The organism is Rhodoferax sp. GW822-FHT02D07, assembly GCF_058802405.1.
On sequence record NZ_JBXAOD010000001.1, the window covers coordinates 780737 to 796908 of the forward strand.

18 protein-coding genes are annotated in these 16172 nt (G+C 64.9%); 13 read left to right on the plus strand and 5 right to left on the minus strand.

Annotation, left to right across the window (positions count from 1 at the left end):
• The first annotated feature begins 14 nt into the window (after positions 1–14).
• Entirely contained in the window at positions 15–302 is a 288-nt protein-coding gene (locus AC1RNN_RS03680; protein WP_493085890.1) for a FixH family protein, read from the plus strand.
• Between the two features lie 49 nt (positions 303–351).
• On the opposite strand, the gene fnr is transcribed toward AC1RNN_RS03680, so the two are convergent.
• Positions 352–1071: a fumarate/nitrate reduction transcriptional regulator Fnr gene (gene fnr / locus AC1RNN_RS03685; protein WP_493087061.1), complete on the minus strand. Its 720-nt coding sequence runs from the start codon at positions 1069–1071 to the stop codon at positions 352–354.
• Between the two features lie 187 nt (positions 1072–1258).
• On the opposite strand from fnr, the gene hemN reads away from it, so the two are divergent.
• From hemN to AC1RNN_RS03700, 3 genes are read left to right on the plus strand one after another with little or no spacing between them, the layout of a single operon-like run.
• On the plus strand, positions 1259–2662 hold the full coding sequence (gene hemN, locus AC1RNN_RS03690; protein ID WP_493085889.1) for an oxygen-independent coproporphyrinogen III oxidase: 1404 nt from the start codon (positions 1259–1261) through the stop codon (positions 2660–2662).
• 9 nt (positions 2663–2671) lie between these two features.
• Positions 2672–3355, plus strand: coding sequence for a sulfite exporter TauE/SafE family protein (locus AC1RNN_RS03695; RefSeq protein ID WP_493085887.1), 684 nt, complete (start codon positions 2672–2674; stop codon positions 3353–3355).
• 51 nt (positions 3356–3406) lie between these two features.
• Positions 3407–4477: a sensor domain-containing diguanylate cyclase gene (locus AC1RNN_RS03700; protein ID WP_493085886.1), complete on the plus strand. Its 1071-nt coding sequence runs from the start codon at positions 3407–3409 to the stop codon at positions 4475–4477.
• A 13-nt stretch (positions 4478–4490) separates the two neighbouring features.
• On the opposite strand, the gene speB is transcribed toward AC1RNN_RS03700, so the two are convergent.
• Positions 4491–5444 (minus strand): agmatinase, encoded by a 954-nt coding sequence (speB, locus tag AC1RNN_RS03705; RefSeq protein ID WP_493085884.1) that lies wholly within the window; start codon positions 5442–5444, stop codon positions 4491–4493.
• A gap of 172 nt (positions 5445–5616) precedes the next feature.
• Between speB and AC1RNN_RS03710 the strand changes: the two genes are divergently transcribed.
• The 3 genes from AC1RNN_RS03710 to AC1RNN_RS03720 are packed head-to-tail and all read left to right on the plus strand — an operon-like array spanning position 5617 to position 8528.
• Positions 5617–6555, plus strand: a complete 939-nt coding sequence (locus AC1RNN_RS03710) for a LysR family transcriptional regulator (RefSeq protein ID WP_493085882.1) — start codon at positions 5617–5619, stop codon at positions 6553–6555.
• Between the two features lie 58 nt (positions 6556–6613).
• A complete protein-coding gene (gene dusA, locus AC1RNN_RS03715) occupies positions 6614–7624 on the plus strand; it encodes a tRNA dihydrouridine(20/20a) synthase DusA (protein WP_493085881.1) in 1011 nt (336 codons plus the stop codon).
• Between the two features lie 4 nt (positions 7625–7628).
• Complete coding sequence (locus AC1RNN_RS03720) at positions 7629–8528, plus strand: DMT family transporter (protein ID WP_493085879.1); 900 nt, start codon at positions 7629–7631, stop codon at positions 8526–8528.
• 70 nt (positions 8529–8598) lie between these two features.
• Here AC1RNN_RS03720 and AC1RNN_RS03725 read toward each other — a convergent pair whose 3' ends face one another.
• Positions 8599–10374: a methyl-accepting chemotaxis protein gene (locus AC1RNN_RS03725; RefSeq protein WP_493085877.1), complete on the minus strand. Its 1776-nt coding sequence runs from the start codon at positions 10372–10374 to the stop codon at positions 8599–8601.
• Between the two features lie 37 nt (positions 10375–10411).
• Positions 10412–10927, minus strand: coding sequence for a chemotaxis protein CheW (locus tag AC1RNN_RS03730; protein WP_493085875.1), 516 nt, complete (start codon positions 10925–10927; stop codon positions 10412–10414).
• 190 nt (positions 10928–11117) lie between these two features.
• On the opposite strand from AC1RNN_RS03730, the gene AC1RNN_RS03735 reads away from it, so the two are divergent.
• Genes AC1RNN_RS03735 through AC1RNN_RS03750 form a run of 4 tightly spaced genes read left to right on the plus strand, consistent with a single transcriptional unit; the run spans position 11118 to position 13091 of the window.
• Positions 11118–11939: a thioesterase family protein gene (locus AC1RNN_RS03735; RefSeq protein ID WP_493085873.1), complete on the plus strand. Its 822-nt coding sequence runs from the start codon at positions 11118–11120 to the stop codon at positions 11937–11939.
• Between the two features lie 14 nt (positions 11940–11953).
• Positions 11954–12436: a helix-turn-helix transcriptional regulator gene (locus tag AC1RNN_RS03740; RefSeq protein WP_493087059.1), complete on the plus strand. Its 483-nt coding sequence runs from the start codon at positions 11954–11956 to the stop codon at positions 12434–12436.
• Positions 12437–12447: 11 nt separating this feature from the next.
• Positions 12448–12861, plus strand: a complete 414-nt coding sequence (locus AC1RNN_RS03745; RefSeq protein WP_493085872.1) for a VOC family protein — start codon at positions 12448–12450, stop codon at positions 12859–12861.
• Between the two features lie 14 nt (positions 12862–12875).
• Positions 12876–13091 (plus strand): hypothetical protein, encoded by a 216-nt coding sequence (locus AC1RNN_RS03750; protein WP_493085870.1) that lies wholly within the window; start codon positions 12876–12878, stop codon positions 13089–13091.
• Here AC1RNN_RS03750 and AC1RNN_RS03755 read toward each other — a convergent pair.
• Positions 13020–14000: a LysR family transcriptional regulator gene (locus AC1RNN_RS03755; protein WP_493085868.1), complete on the minus strand. Its 981-nt coding sequence runs from the start codon at positions 13998–14000 to the stop codon at positions 13020–13022. The genes AC1RNN_RS03750 and AC1RNN_RS03755 overlap by 72 nt on opposite strands.
• Before the next feature lie 105 nt (positions 14001–14105).
• Between AC1RNN_RS03755 and AC1RNN_RS03760 the strand changes: the two genes are divergently transcribed.
• Positions 14106–15311, plus strand: a complete 1206-nt coding sequence (locus tag AC1RNN_RS03760) for an MFS transporter (RefSeq protein WP_493085866.1) — start codon at positions 14106–14108, stop codon at positions 15309–15311.
• Positions 15312–15374: 63 nt separating this feature from the next.
• The gene (locus AC1RNN_RS03765) at positions 15375–16169 is read left to right on the plus strand and encodes an AAA family ATPase (RefSeq protein WP_493085864.1); all 795 of its coding nucleotides are present in this window, start codon (positions 15375–15377) and stop codon (positions 16167–16169) included.
• Positions 16170–16172: the final 3 nt, after the last annotated feature.

Consider the following 16172-nt stretch of genomic DNA (forward strand, 5'->3'; position numbering starts at 1 on the left):
TACCAGGAGTTTTTATGACCAGCACCGCTACACCCGAAGCCCAGCCCTGGTGGCGTTTTGGCCACGTCTGGCTGGTCCTGTCCGGCCCTGCCATTGTGGTGGTGGCCGGCTTTGTCACGATGTACCTTGCAGTGTCCGGCGCCGATCCGGTGGTGGACGAAAACTATTACCAGAAGGGGCTGGAAATCAATCGCACGCTGAGTACGCAAACGGTAGCGCCGGAGAGCCTGGCACCGTCCATGCAGGCGCGCAACCATGCAGCGACAGGCCTGCGCCCGGTGTCGCCAGGGGCCAAGCCCTGATGTAGGGGATGGGCGGAGAAAGAGGGGGAGCTGCCCGAGGGAGGGGGCCTCAGTTGCAGACCTTGGGGTTGACGATGTCCTTGAGCGCTTCGGTGTTGACGATGCGCACGTGGCGTTGCTTGACCTCGACAATGCCATCGTCCACGAACTTGGAGAAGGTGCGGCTCACGGTTTCGAGCTTGAGGCCCAGGTAGCTGCCGATCTCTTCGCGTGTCATGCGCAGCACCAGTTCATGTTGCGAGAAGCCACGTGCGTGCAGGCGCTGCACCAGGTTGAGCAGAAAAGCGGCCAGACGCTCCTCGGCCCGCATGCTGCCTAACAGCAGCATGACGCCGTTTTCGCGCACGATCTCGCGGCTCATGATCTTGTGCACATGGCGCTGCAGGGCGTTCACCTCGCGCGAGAGTTCCTCGATGCGGTCAAAGGGCATGACGCAGACTTCAGCGTCTTCCAGCGCGATCGCGTCGCAGGTGTGGTGGTCGTGGACGATGCCATCCAGGCCCATGACCTCGCCCGCCATCTGGAAACCAGTGACCTGGTCGCGCCCGTCTTCGGAGGCCACGCAGGTTTTGAAGAAGCCGGTGCGGATGGCGTACAGGTTGGTGAAACGGTCACCATTGCGGAACAGGTTGCCACCGCGCTTGATCTTGCGCCGGCTGGCTACCACCTCGTCGATCTTGTCGAGTTCGCTGCTGTTCAGGCCCAGGGGCATGCACAACTCGCGTAGGTTGCAATTGGAACAGGCCACCTTGATTGCTTGAGCGCTCAAGCCCACCGGCGTGATCGGAATGGACGCGTGTGTGTCGGCAGCTTTGTTGGACGGGTTGGCGTGTTCAAGCATGGTGTTCCCCTGATGCAAATCAATTATCCGCCCAAGCATCGGCGATCTCCTTGATGTAGGTCAAGTGGGTGCAGTCCCGCTTACGGCACATTGGAGCTGCCAGTTTGGAGTATTCATGAACGCAGCCGCCCATGCAACCGTGCCCGTATCCGAAAGTCTGCTGACCCGCTACGATATTTCCGGGCCGCGCTACACCTCTTACCCCACGGCGGATCGCTTTGTGGAGGCCTTCTCGGCCGATGACTACGCCCAGGCCCTGGCCCAGCGGCGCAGTGGCGCGGCCGCGCTGGCGCTGCCCCTGTCTTTGTATGTGCACATTCCGTTTTGCGAGTCGCTGTGCTACTACTGCGCCTGCAACAAGATCATTACCAAGCACCATGACAAGGCCGCCACCTACCTGCGCTATCTGAGCCGCGAGGTGGATCTGCACACCGAGCGCATGGGCATGGGCCAGATGGTGAGCCAGTTGCACCTGGGTGGTGGTACGCCCACCTTCCTGAGCGATACCGAATTGCGCGAGCTTATGGCCATGCTGCGGCGCAGCTTCAACTTTGCGCCCGGGGGGGAGTATTCCATCGAGGTGGACCCGCGCACCATCGATACGACACGCCTGGACACCCTGGCCGAGCTGGGCTTCAACCGTCTGAGCTTTGGCGTGCAGGACTTTGACCCTGCTGTACAGAAGGCCGTGCACCGCATCCAGCCAGCCGAGCAGGTGTTTGCGCTGGTGGAGGCGGCGCGCGCGCGCGGCTTCGAGTCCATCAACGTGGACCTGATCTACGGCCTGCCCCAGCAAAGCCCCGAATCCTTTGACCGCACGCTGGCCCAGGTGACCACGCTCAAACCCGACCGTATTGCGCTCTATGCCTATGCCCACCTGCCTGAGCGCTTCAAGCCGCAGCGCCGCATTGCCACCGTGGCCCTGCCGGGTGCGGCCTCCAAGGTGTCCATGCTGTCGCGCTCGCTCGCGGCGTTCATGGGGGCTGGCTATGTCTATGTGGGCATGGACCACTTTGCATTGCCCGGCGATGCGCTGGCCGTGGCCAAGCGCCAGGGCCGGTTGCACCGCAATTTTCAGGGCTACAGCACCCAGCCCGATTGCGACCTGATCGCGCTGGGTGTCTCCGCCATTGGCCGCATTGGTGCAACCTACAGCCAGAACGCCAAGACCTTGGACGAGTACTACGACTACCTGGACCAGGGCCGCTTTCCTACCGTGCGCGGCCTGGCCGTCACGCGGGACGACCTGGTGCGCCGCGCCGTCATCATGGCGCTAATGTGCCAAGGACAGCTGCAGTTCGAGTCCATCAACCTGGCCTATCTGATCGACTTCAAGAGCTACTTTGCCCCGGAGCTTGAGGCGTTGGCGTCGCTGCAGGCCCAGGGCATGGTGCTGGTGGACGACAGCGGCATCCAGGTCACGGCTCAGGGCTGGTTCTTTGTGCGCGCCGTGGCCATGGTGTTTGACAAGTACCTGCAGACCGATCGCACACGGGCACGCTTTTCCAAGATCATCTAGCATGGCCTGATGCAATCCTCCCTGGCACTCACGGCTCTGGTGATGGGGCTGGTTGGCGGCCCGCACTGTGTGGTCATGTGCGGTGCTGCCTGCGCCGGCATCGGGCAGGCGGCCGGCACTCGCCAGGGCGCGGCCCTGCTGCTGTTCCAACTGGGCCGGGTACTGGGCTACGCCCTGATGGGCGGCTTGGCCGCAGCATCCATGCAGGGCTTGGGTTGGCTTACGGTGTACAGCGCGGCGCTGCGGCCGGTCTGGTCCATGGTGCATGTGGCGGCTCTGGTGCTGGGCCTGCTGTTGCTGTGGCAGGCACGCCAGCCGCTATGGCTGCAGGCGGGCGCGCGCACCGTCTGGGCCCGGACGCGCAACCTGGGCTTGCGCTGGGGGCGCGGTGCGCCGCTGCTGCTGGGCGTGGCCTGGGCGCTGTTGCCATGCGGACTGCTGTATTCCGCGCTGTTGGTGGCCGCTCTGGCAGGCGATGTACTTAGTGGTGCAGCTGTCATGGCCCTGTTTGCGCTGGGCACGGCGGTCACCATGCTCGCAGGGCCGTGGTTGTGGCTCCGCTTGAAAGCGGGGCGGGCGGGGGATGGGCAATGGGGGGTACGTCTGGCCGGGGCGGCGCTGGCAGGCAGTTCGGGCTGGGCATTGTGGATGGGGCTGGTGCACAATGAGGCGCCATGGTGCATCACGCCGTGATACACCGTCGCTTGTGCCATTTGTCCCACCCCTTGTTGGAGGGTGCCCGCCATGGATCCAGACGCCCGTGTGACCGAAGCCCTGCGCCTGGAAGAGCTGCGTAGCCTCAACGTACTGGACACCACGGCCGAGCAGGCCTATGACGACGTCGTCAAGCTTGCCGCTTTCATCTGCGATACCCCCATAGCCATGGTCTCCCTGGTGGACGAAGACCGCCAGTGGTTCAAGGCCCGGCACGGCATTAATGACATGGAGACACCGCGCGGCCAAGCCTTCTGTGCCCACGCCATCACGGAGCCGGACTCCCTGATGGAGGTGCCCAATGCGCTGCAGGACCAGCGCTTTGTCGACAACCCCTTGGTGACTGGCGATATGGGGCTCCGCTTTTATGCGGGCGTACCGCTGCTCATGCCTTCAGGTGCCGCCTTGGGTACGGTGTGCGTGATTGACCGTGTGCCCCGCAAGCTCACCGAAGCCCAGGCCGATGCGCTCAAAGCATTGTCACGCCAAGTAGTTCAACTGCTGGCCTTGCGCAGGGCCAATGCCGAGCTGCAATTGCTCACCCAGGCCCAGAGCCAGCGCCAGCGTGAGCTGGAGGCCATGCAGGCCGAGCTCAAGCTGCTCAATGAAGAACTGGCAGAGCAAACCCTCACCGATGCACTGACCAGCCTGAAAAATCGCCGTGCCTTTGACCGCCTGCTGGCGAGTGAGCATGCCCGCGCGCAGCGCAACCGCTCCACCCTGGGCGTACTGATGGTGGATGTGGACCACTTCAAGGCCTATAACGACCAGTACGGCCACCAGGCCGGCGACCAGGCCCTGCGCGCCGTGGCCGGGGCCATTCAGTCTGAGGCCCGCACTTACGACCATGTCACCCGTTACGGTGGCGAGGAGTTCTCGGTGATCCTGCCCGATACCCAGGTGGCGGATGCGCGGGCCGTGGCCGAGCGCATCCGTTTGGCGGTGCAGGCGCTCAAGGGTCTACACCGCCCCGTGACTGTCAGCGTGGGCATTGCCATGTCCACCGCCCAGTCCACGCCTGCGGAGCTGGTCAGCCGTGCCGACCAGGCGCTGTACCAGGCCAAGCAGGCCGGGCGTAACCGGGTGCACACACTGCTCTGAACCGCCTCGGGTCTCAGCGGCGCACGACGCCGGGCATCACGCACAGCAGCTCATAGGCCAGGTTGGCACCCAGCAGCGCGGTGGTGCCTTGCGGGTCGTAAGGGGGTGAGACTTCCACCACGTCGGCGCCAATCAGGTCCAGGCCCCAGGCGCCGCGGATGATTTCCAGCGTTTGCGGCACGGTGAGGCCGGCGATCTCGGGCGTGCCGGTGCCGGGGGCGTAGGCGGGGTCAATGCCGTCAATGTCCAGCGAGAAGTACACCGGGCCGACGCCCAAGCGCTCGCGCACTTCGACCATCAGGGGCGTAAGCGACTTGCCCCAGCATTCCTCCACCTGCACCACGCGAAAGCCCTGCTGGCGGCACCAGTCAAAGTCTTCGGCGGTGTAGCCGGTGCCGCGCAGGCCAATTTGTACCGTGCGGTGCGGGTCAATCAGCCCTTCTTCGACAGCACGGCGAAACGTGGTGCCGTGGGCGATCTTCTCGCCAAACATGTCGTCGTTCACATCGGCATGGGCGTCGATGTGGATCAGACCCACCGGGCCGTGGCGCTTGTGCATCGCGCGCAGTATGGGCAGGGTGATGGTGTGGTCGCCGCCCAGGGTGACGGGCTTGCAGCCGGCTGCCACGATGGAGTCAAAGCCCGCTTCGATGCGCGCTACCGAGTCCAGCAGGTTGTAGGGGTTGGTGGCGATGTCGCCCAGGTCCGCCACGCGCAGCGTGTCAAAGGGCGCGGCGCGGGTCGCCATGTTGTAGGGGCGAAGCAGCACCGATTCGCTGCGGATCTGGCGCGGGCCAAAGCGCGTACCCGAGCGGTTGGAGGTGCCCGTGTCCAGCGGCACGCCCACAAAGCCCACGTCCAGCAGGGCCGGGTCTGTCACCAGGGGCAAGCGCATCATGGTGGCGATGCCGGCAAACCGTGGCATCTCGTTGCCACCCAGGGGGTGGTAGATTTCACTTTGTTGCATGTCGAAGTATCAGTGCGTGCAGATTGGCAGGAAAAAATAGCCTCATGAGAGGAGGTGGCTGGATGCTACGAACGCTTGCCACTTCCATCCATGCCAACTTTCTTCTTTAAACATTGATAAAAACTGATGTAAAAATGGGGGAAACCCTGAACCACTTTGCAAGGCGCCCTGCATGCTCACCAATGTTTCCGATCTGGACCTGCGCCTGATCCGTGTCTTTCTGGCTATCGTGGATGCGGGCGGTCTCTCGGCCGCCCAGACCACGCTCAACGTGGGCCAGTCCACCCTGAGCAGCCAGCTCGCCACGCTGGAGACGCGCCTGGGCTTTGGCCTGTGCCAGCGCGGGCGCGGGGGCTTTCGGCTCACGGCCAAGGGCGAGCGTTTTGTGCAGCTGGCGCGTCGCCTGGTCTACGCCCTCAACGACTTCAGCGCCGAGGCGCGCAATATGGACCGCCAATTGGTGGGCACGCTGGCCGTGGGCATGATCGGCCAGGCACCCATGAACCAGAACCTGCGCATGGGCCAGGCGATTGCCCGCTTTCGCGAGCGCGATGAGGCAGTGCGCCTCTCGTTGCTGGTGCGCGCGCCGGGCGAGCTGGAGCAATTGCTGGTGGGCGGGCAGATCCAGGTGGCGGTGGGCTACTTCTGGCACCGCGTGCCCACGCTGGACTACACGCCGCTGTTTGTGGAGCGACAGATTGCTTACTGCAGCCCCTCGCACAGCCTGGCGTCGCGCGCTGGCCAGGTCACGCTGGAGGAATTGGTGGATACCGACTGGGCCTGGCGCAGCTACCCGCTGCCCGAGGCGCGGCTATCCGTGCCAAGCCAGCGCGTCACCGCGGTGGCGGACAACATGGAGGCCGTGACTGTGCTGATCCTCTCCGGCCAGCACTTGGGCTATTTGCCTGAGCACTACGCCGCGCCCTATGTGGAGACCGGCCTGCTGTGCGCCCTCAACAGCAAGACGCTGCACTACAACGTCACCTTCCACATGGCCAGCAAGAAGCGCGCGTACCAAGACGACATCACCCGTGCCTTTGTCGAAGACATGCGCGCGGTGCACCTGGGGTTGATGGAGGAGGGCGGCGACCCGGCGGGTGCGCAGGCCTGAGGCCGGCGCAAGCCCCTCGCCAGCGCCCGGTTGGCCCCGGGCTGGGATAATCCGGCCCATGTCGTCTGCCTCTCCCCAGCCCGTTTTCAGCCCTTGGCGCCTGTCCGTTGCGCCCATGATGGACTGGACGGATCGCCATTGCCGCTATTTCCACCGCCTGCTGAGCCGCCACGCGCTGCTCTACACGGAGATGGTGACCACCGGCGCGCTCATCCATGGTGATGTGCCGCGCCACCTGCGGTTCAATGCCGAAGAGCACCCCGTAGCCCTGCAACTGGGTGGCAGCGAGCCGGCTGATCTGGCGAGGGCTGCCAAGCTGGGGCAGGACTGGGGCTATGACGAAATCAACATCAACTGCGGCTGCCCTTCTGAACGCGTCCAGCGCGGTGCCTTTGGCGCCTGCCTGATGAAGGAGGCGCCGCTAGTGGCCGACTGTGTGAAGGCCATGGTGGATGCGGTGGACGTTCCGGTGACGGTGAAACACCGCATCGGCATCGACAAGGAAGAGAGCTACGGCTTTGTGCGCGACTTTGTGGGCACCGTGGCAGACGCCGGGTGCACGGTGTTCATTGCGCATGCGCGCAATGCCTGGCTCAAGGGCCTGAGCCCCAAAGAAAACCGCGAAATCCCGCCTCTGCGCTACGAGCTGGTGCACCAGCTCAAGAAAGATTTTCCGCACCTCACCATCGCCATCAACGGCGGACTGACTACCAGCGCGCAGCTGGCGGAGCAACTGGAGCATGTGGACGGCGTGATGCTGGGCCGCGAGGCCTACCACAACCCCTGGTGGCTGGCGGAGTGGGATGCTATGTTTTTCGGAGCTGCTCGCGCAGATTTGACGAGGGATAGCGTCGAATTGGCCATGGTGGAGTACATGGAGCGCGAAGCGGCGGAACACGGCACGTCCTGGTACAGCATTGCCCGCCACATGCTGGGCCTGCGCCATGGCATGCCCGGCGCGCGCAAGTGGCGCCAGGTGTGGAGCGACCACCGCCTCAAGACCTTGCCGGCGCGCGAGGTCATGGCCATTGCCAACGGTTCCGCTGGCGAGATGCTGGCCGCGGCCTGAGTCTGTGCACGCCGCCCACAAGGAACGCCTGGCGCTGCTGGGCCTGTGGCTGATCCCCTCGCTCTGGGCGGTGAACGTCATCGTCGCCCGCATGGCGCCCGGCACCATTGCGCCCTATGCACTCGCGTTGGGGCGTTGGGCTTTGGCCGGGGCCTTGCTGGGTGTGGTGGCCCGCCGCGAACTCTGGGCCCAGCGCCGGGCCATTCTGGCGGACTGGCACCACTACGTCGTGCTGGGCTTCTGCGGCATGCTGGTGTGCGGCGCCTGGGTGTACCTGGGCGCCCGTACCACCGGGGCCATGAATATCGCACTGATTTACGCGGCCTCGCCCGTGCTGATTGCCGTGGGCTCGGTGCTCTGGCTGGGGGAGCGCATTCGCCCCGCGCAAATATTGGGCGTTGTGGTGGCGCTGGCAGGCGTGGTGCATGTGATCGTGCAGGGCCAATGGCTGGCGCTGGCGAAGGTGCAATGGGTGGTGGGCGACCTCTGGATCGTGGCGGCCATGGTGTCCTGGGCCGCCTATGCGCTGCTGCAAAAGCTGTGGCCCAGCCCGCTGGGTTCCACGGCGCGGCTGGCGGCGATTTGTGGCGGCGGTGTGCTGGTGCTGTTGCCATGCGCGCTCTGGGAGTATTGGCAACCCGGTACGCCGGTCTGGGGCCCGCGCGCGCTGGGGCTGGTGGTGGCTGCGGCGCTGGCCCCCGGTGTGGCGGCCTACTGGATGTATGGCGCGGCGCAAAAGGTGCTGGGGGCCAGCCGCGTGGCGGTGACGCTGTACCTGGGCCCGCTGTACGCGGCGCTTGCAGCCTGGGGTGTGCTGGGTGAGCCGCTGGGTCTGCACCATCTGGTGGGTGCGGCGCTCATCCTGCCGGGCGTGTATTTAGTCTCGCGCGCGCCGGGCCGCTGAGTCCCATAAAAAAGCCCCGGAGGCGCCGTCTTAGCAGCGCGCTCCGGGGCCAAGTGCGATAAGCCCGGATTTAGAAGTTTTCCCAGTCGTGGGTGCCCGTGCGTTGGGCGTTGTTTGCAACTGCTGTCACAGTGGCGGGGGCTTGGCGTTGGGTGCCGGGTTGCAGGCGGGTCACGTTGCTGGCGCGGTTCGGGCCACGGCGTTCCGGGCCGGTGTAGCCGCTGCTGGAGACTTCGGTGCGCACGGCCAGGGGCTTGGCGTGCACGGCTTGTGCGATTTGCGCTTCGGCGTTGATGCGGAACACGGCCACGGCTTGCACCAGTTGGGCGGCCTGGTCGCTCAGGCTGCTGGCAGCGGCGGCGCTTTCTTCCACCAGGGCAGCGTTTTGCTGGGTGGCCTGGTCCATCTGCGTCACAGCCTCGCCGACCTGGGCAACGCCCTGGCTTTGCTCGGTGCTGGCGGCGCTGATCTCGGCCATGATGTCGGAGACACGTTGTACCGATGTCACGATCTCCTGCATGGTGCTACCGGCTTGGTCGACCAGGGTGGTGCCTTGTTCCACGCGTTCCACGCTGGTGGTGATCAGGGTCTTGATTTCCTTGGCGGCCTGGGCGCTGCGTTGGGCCAGGTTGCGGACTTCGGCAGCCACGACGGAGAAGCCACGGCCCTGGTCACCGGCACGGGCAGCTTCTACAGCGGCGTTGAGCGCCAGGATGTTGGTCTGGAAGGCAATGCCGTCGATCACGCTGATGATTTCGGCGATCTGGCGGGAGCTTTCGTTGATGTCCTTCATGGTCTTCACCACTTGGCCCACCACATTGCCGCCCTTGGTGGCGACGCCAGAGGCCGCCACGGCCAGCTGACCGGCCTGGTGGGCGTTTTCGGCATTGGTGCGCACAGTGGCGCCCAGCTGTTCCATGGAGGCGGCGGTTTCCTGCAGGGCCGAGGCTTGCTGCTCGGTGCGCATGCTCAGGTCGTTATTGCCCTGGGCAATCTGGGCACTGGCGAGCGACACGCTTTCAGCATTGCTGCGCACGCTGCCCACGGTGTCGACCAGGCTTTGCTGCATGCGTTGCAGGCTGTCCAGCAGGCGGCCGGTTTCGTCGGTGGAGGTCACCTGGATTGCACTGCCTAAGTCGCCCAGGGCGATGCGGTCGGCGGCTTCCACGGCGCGGTTCAGGGGACGGGTGATGCTGCGGGTAATGATCCAGCCAGCCACCATGGCGGCAGCCACAGCCATCAGGCACAGGCCCACCATGGCGTTGCGCTGGCTTTCGTAGTCCGCAGCGGCCGCCTGCAGCAGCTCCTGGGTGCGGGCATCGGTGAACTTGGCGTATTCCTTGGTGGCCTTGATCAGGGCAGCTAGCAGGGGGCGGCAGTCTTCGTTCATGCGGGCAATGGCCTGCTCGCGCTTGCCTTCTTGGATCAGACCCACAATTGCCACGGCCACCTTGCCGTAGGCTGTTTCAATGCGTTCCATCTCGCTCACCAACTTTCGGGCCTGTTCGGGCACGTCTTGGCTGGCGGCGACCATTTTGTTTAGGCGTTCCATGCTGTCCTGCACGTCTTGGTGTGCTCGTGTCACGGCAGCTTTTTCCAGTACCAGGTCAGACTCCTTGGTTACGAGAACGAGGTTGCGTGCGGCGATTGCACGGTCATCCACCGCCTCACGCACATGCGCTGCCATGGAGGCGCGGGCGTTCAGGCCTGAGGTGTAGCTGGTGAAGCGGGCGTTGGCATTGGCCAGCGCCACCAGCGCCATGGCACTGACCAGCAGCACCAACACAGCCAGTCCACCAAAAGCCAGGCTGAGCCTGGAACGGATACTCATGTTGCGGATGTTCATCTCGTTCTCCCTGAAGTGTTGAGGTTGGGGTGAAGACTTACTGGCGAGTGCTGTTGGTGGCTTGCAGGTTGTTGAAATTCATCAGGATCAGCGTGCGTTCGCCGTCCTCGCCGGTGCAACCCAGGCCGTGGAAGAGGCGGGCATTGGGCGTGTCGGTGGAGATGTGCACGGGGTGGATCTGTTCCAGTTCGAACTCAACCACGTCGGAGACGGCATCGACGATCAGGCCCACGGTGCCGCAGCAAAGGTTGAGCACGATGGTGACGGTGTTCTCGTCAATCGCGCAGGGCAGACCGAAGCGGGCGCGCAGGTCCAGCACGGTGATGATTTCGCCACGCAGGCTCAGCAGGCCGGGTGTGCTGGCCGTTGCGCCGGACATGCGCACCGGGGCTTCGTAGTTGCGGATCTCTTGCACCTGCATGATGTCCACGCCGTATTCCTGTGTACCCAGGCGGAAGGCCAGGTACTCGGTGGTCGTGTCAAATTCGGGGGCAGCCTGGTGCTGGGTAGCAAACAGCGGGGCTGGCATGGTGACGGCGTCTTGGAGGTACATGGTGGACTCCTGGGTTCAAGGTTGAATCGGTCTTGCTTGTTGGTGTCATGACCGGGACTGGTCTATGACTGCCATGGGAGAGAATGTAGTTACGCCGACCCGAAAAGGTGTGGCACAACTGTGAAAAAACAAGAAAATGGCAGCTAGCCCCCGTGGATATTGCGCGAGAAGCTACTAAAAAGGAGCGAATGTGAGCCAGTCCGACGCCGAAAATGCCTCTCCTTCCGCCGCTTTTGTGCCGCTGGGCGGCCCGTTGTTCCGCGCCAGCCGCCTCACGCGCGGGCCATGGCACCCGCAGCAGCAGCACGCCGGCCCGCCCATCGCGCTGGTAAGCCATGCGCTGGAGGCTGCGGCCCAGGCGCACGGGCTGCTGCACCAGGCGCGCCTGACCGCCAACCTGCTGCGTCCGGTGCCGATTGCCGACATCGAAGTGCGCGTGCAGGAAGACTATGTGGGCCGCAACGCCGGCCACTTCTCGGCCGTGACCTTGGCCGACGGCAAGGAGCTGATCCGCGCCACCGCGCTGTTCCAGCGCGAGGGCGAGGTGGGCATTCCCCAGGGCCTGCCCGGACACCCCCTGCCGCTGGCGCCCAAGACACCAGCGGGTTCCCCGGTGCAGCGCTTCCCGTTTGCCCGCGGCGAGATTGGCTACCCCGATCTGGTGGAGACCCGCATTGCGTATGGCACCATGTTCCGCGGCCCCAGTGCCGTCTGGTTCCGCCTGCAGCACCCGCTGGTGCAGGGTGAGTTGCCCAGCCCATACCAGCGCGTGGCGGTGGCGGCGGATTCCGGTAATGGCATCAGCGCCATCCTCGACCTGTCCACCCACGTCTTCGTCAACTCCGACCTCACCATCAACCTGCTGCGCCGCCCGGTGGGTGAATGGATCTGCCTGGATGCGCGTACCCACCTGTCCAGCCACGGCGGCGGGCTGGCGGAGTCGGCGCTGTATGACGAGGCGGGGCTGATCGGGCGGGCGACGCAAAGCTTGTTTGTGCGCAAGCGGGAGTGAACGGCGTGTCGCCCATGCGTGAAGAGGCGGAAAGCCAAAGCCCCGAACTCTTGCGGCGCCTGCTGCGCGCCAAAGACCGCATGGATGCCGCCTCGCACGAGGACTGGTCGGTGCCGCGGCTGGCGCAGGTGAGCTATGTGTCCGAAGCGTATTTCTCGCGCTCCTTCAAGGAAGCCTTTGGCGTGCCGCCGCACCGCTATCTGCTCACGCGGCGCATTGAGCGGGCTGTTGCACTGCTGCGCGACACCGAGCTGGGCATTACTGACATCGCGTTTCAGACGGGCTGGAAAAGCCTGGGCACCTTTGGTCGCATCTTCCGCGACGTCACTGGCGAGACGCCCAGCGCCGCACGCGCCCGCGCGCGTGCCGCAGCAGCGGGTTTGCAAAGCGTGCCCGCCTGCATCGTCAGTGCCGCGCATCGCCCCGACCTCAGGACAGCAGTTTTGGAGAAGCGCCGACAAGAAGGCAGCGATATAAAAACGGCTTCACACAACTGAGGGGAAATCTGATGGGCCAAACGGTACAGGTGGTGGGCATTTATGTGCGCGACCAGGACGAGGCGCTCGCCTTTTACAAAGACAAGCTCGGCTTTGAGGTGCACACCGATGTGCGCAATGGTGACTACCGCTGGTTGACGGTGCAATCCCTGGGAAGGGCGCCGTTCCAGCTCGGCCTGTTCCGGCCCGGCCCGCCGCTGCACGATCCGGCCACGGCGCAAACCCTGCAGGCCATGGTGGCCAAGGGTGCCATGCCGCCCCTGGTGATGGAGGTGGACGACTGCCGCGCCGCCTACAGCCGCATGCAGGCTGCCGGCGTGGAATTCACGCAGGAGCCCATAGACCGCTACGGCGCCGTGGACGCGGGTTTTCGCGATCCGTCGGGCAACGGCTGGAAGATGATCCAGGCGCGACGCCAGGCCTGAAAGAAGGCACGGGCATGAACACCTCTTTCAACCACTGGATCCGGCAGTCGCACCGCTGGCTGTCCATCGTCTTCACCCTGACCGTCATCGCCAATTTCGCCGCCCGGGCGGGTGGGGGAGAGCCTGCGGCCTGGATCACCTATTCGCCGCTGCCGCCCTTATTTCTGATGCTGGTGACGGGGTTGTATCTGTTTGCCTTGCCGTATCTGGGCAAGGGGCGGCGTGGGTAAGCCCCTGTCCCAGGACGGAATGTCTCCCAGCTTGCCTGCCAGAAAGTCCACAAACGCCCGCACGCGCGGCGGTACCAACCGCCTCTGGGGCATCACGGCCCAGATGCCGGTCGCGGCCAGCGGGTAGTCGGGCAAGACGACCTGCAGGCGCCCCGCCTTCAGGTCATCTGCCACATGCCAGGTGGAATGCAGCGCAATGCCGCTGCCCGCGACCGCAGCGTCGCGCAGCAGCTCGCCGAAGTTGCTTTCCAGCCGGCCTTGCACTTGCACCGTGGTCTCTCCGCCCTGGCCATCGCCCAGGGTCCAGCGGTCCTGCCGCCCCTGGGCGCCGGTCAGTACCAGGCAATCATGCTGGGCCAGGTCGGCCGGCAACTGCGGGGTGCCGCGCCGCACCAGGTAATGCGGTGAGGCGACCAGCACGCGTTGGTTGGGCGCCAGGCGCCGCGCCACCAGCGTGGAGTCGGCCAACGCCCCCACGCGGATGGCCAGGTCGAAGCCGGCGGTCACCAGGTCCACCACGCGGTCGTTCAGGTCCACATGGACGCGCACCTTGGGGTGCATGTCCATGAACTCCATCAGCAGTGGTGACAGGTGCAGGCGCCCGAAGGTGGCGGAGGTGGTGACGGTCAATGTGCCACTGACCTGTTCGCCGGACTGGCGCAGGCTGCCGACCAGCGCGTCCAGATCTTCCAGCAGGCCGCGGCCCTGTTCGGCCAGCGCCAGACCCTCGGGCGTGGGGTGCAGGCGGCGGGTAGTGCGATGTATCAGGCGCACCCCCATCTCCTTTTCCAGGCGCACCAGCCGTTGGCTGGCGACGGCCGGACTCAGGTCCAGGCTGCGGGCGGCGGCGCTGATGGAGCCCTGGTCCAGCACGCGCAGGAACAGGGCCAAGTCGTCTAAGCGCTCCATTCAGGTTCCATTGATAAAAATTTATTGAAAGTGACTCAACATTTTGCTGATTTATTTAAAAGATGCAAAGCGGGACCATAGCGTCACTCTCTACTGGAACCCCTCATGAAACCCTCTGCATCCTCCAACCGCTTGCCACCAGCGCTGTTCGCGCTGACCGTAGGTGCCTTCGGCATAGGCACCACCGAATTCGTCATCATGGGCTTGCTGATGCAGGTCTCCGCTGACCTGGGCGTCTCCATTGCCGCCGCCGGCCTGCTGATCTCCGGTTACGCGCTGGGCGTGTTTGCCGGCGCGCCGCTGCTGACGGCGCTGACCGGCCGCTGGCCGCGCAAGACGGTGCTGTTGGCACTGATGGCCGTGTTCACGCTGGGTAACCTGGCCTGTGCACTGGCGCCCAGCTACGAGGTGCTGATGGCTGCGCGCGTGTTGACCTCGCTCGCGCATGGCACCTTCTTCGGTGTCGGCTCCGTGGTGGCCACCAGCCTGGTGGCGCCGGAGCGCAAGGCCAGTGCGATCTCCATTATGTTCACCGGCCTGACCGCAGCCACGCTGCTGGGTGTCCCGGCGGGTGCCTGGCTGGGCCTGCACTTTGGCTGGCGCGCCACCTTCTGGGCCGTGGCAGCGCTGGGTGTGTTGGCGCTGGCAGTCATTGCCGTGCTGGTGCCCAAGGACGAGGCCGCAGGGCAGGGCACGTCGTTCAGCGAAGAAATCAGGGTGCTGGCCCGCCCGCAGGTCTTGCTGGGGCTGGCGATGACTGTGTTTGGCTTTGCTGGCGTGTTCGCGCTGTTCACCTACATCCAGCCGCTGCTGACGCAAATCAGCGGTTTCAGTGCGGCGGCGGTGTCGCCCATCCTCTTGGTATTTGGCGCTGGCTTCATTGGCGGAAACCTGCTGGGCGGCAAGCTGGCCGACAAGCACCTGGTGCGCACGCTGATGGGAACGCTGGTGGCGCTGGCTGCCGTGCTGGGCGCGATGACGTTTGCGCTGCACACGCCTTGGGCCGCGATCCTGTTCACCGGCCTGCTGGGCGCGGCGGGCTTTGCCACCGTGGCACCGCTGCAGATGCGGGTGTTGCAGCAGGCCGAAGGTGCGGGGCAAAACCTGGCCTCCAGCCTCAACATCGCCGCCTTCAACCTCGGCAATGCGCTGGGCGCCTGGCTGGGTGCCAAGGTGGTGGCCAGCACCCTGGGCCTGGAGGCACTGGGCTGGGTTGGGGCATTGCTGACGCTGGTGGGCCTGCTCTTGGCCGGTGTGAGCGTGTGGCTGGAGCGGCGCCAGCCGGTGTGGGGCGTAGCTACCGCCTGCTAAGAGGAAGGCAGTCACGCCAGCCTTGGCTGGCGGTTTCATGCATGCGGCCCCTTAACATGGGGCATGCTCTCCAGCCAATTCATCAGCCGTGTCACGCTGCTGCGCGACAAGGTCGCGTCCTTTGACACCTATCCCTTCAACCTGCCCGCCGTGCGCACGCTGGAGTCGCTGGAGCCGCACCCCAAGGTGACCTTTCTGGTGGGGGAAAACGGTTCGGGCAAGTCCACGCTGCTGGAGGCGATTGCGGTGTCCATGGGCTTCAACCCCGAGGGCGGTACGAAGAACTTCAACTTCGGCACGCGGGCCTCGCATTCCAATCTGAACGAGTATCTACGCATTGCCAAGGGCTACAAGCGGCCGCGTACCGGCTTCTTCCTGCGGGCAGAGAGCTTCTTCAATGTGGCCACGGAAATTGAAAACCTGGACGCGGAGCCCGGCTTTGGCCCGCCAGTGATCGACTCGTACGGCGGGCAGTCATTGCACGAGCAGTCCCATGGCGAATCGTTCATGGCGCTGTTGCAACACCGCTTCGGCGACAACGGCCTCTACCTGCTGGACGAACCCGAAGCCGCGCTGTCTCCGCAACGCCAGTTGGAAGCCCTGTCCAGAATCCACGCGCTCGCCTCCCTGCAATCCCAATTCATCATCGCCACCCACTCGCCCATCCTGATGGCTTACCCCGACGCCTGGATCTACCAGTTCACGAAGAACGGTGTGGCCAGGGTGGCGTATGAAGATACGGAACACTACCGGGTGACCCGTGCGTTCATGATGAATCCGGGGGGAATGATCGAAGACCTGATGAGCCGGGCGTTGCAGTACCCGGAGCCGTCGCCGCTGGAGGACGAGGAGGACTAGCGC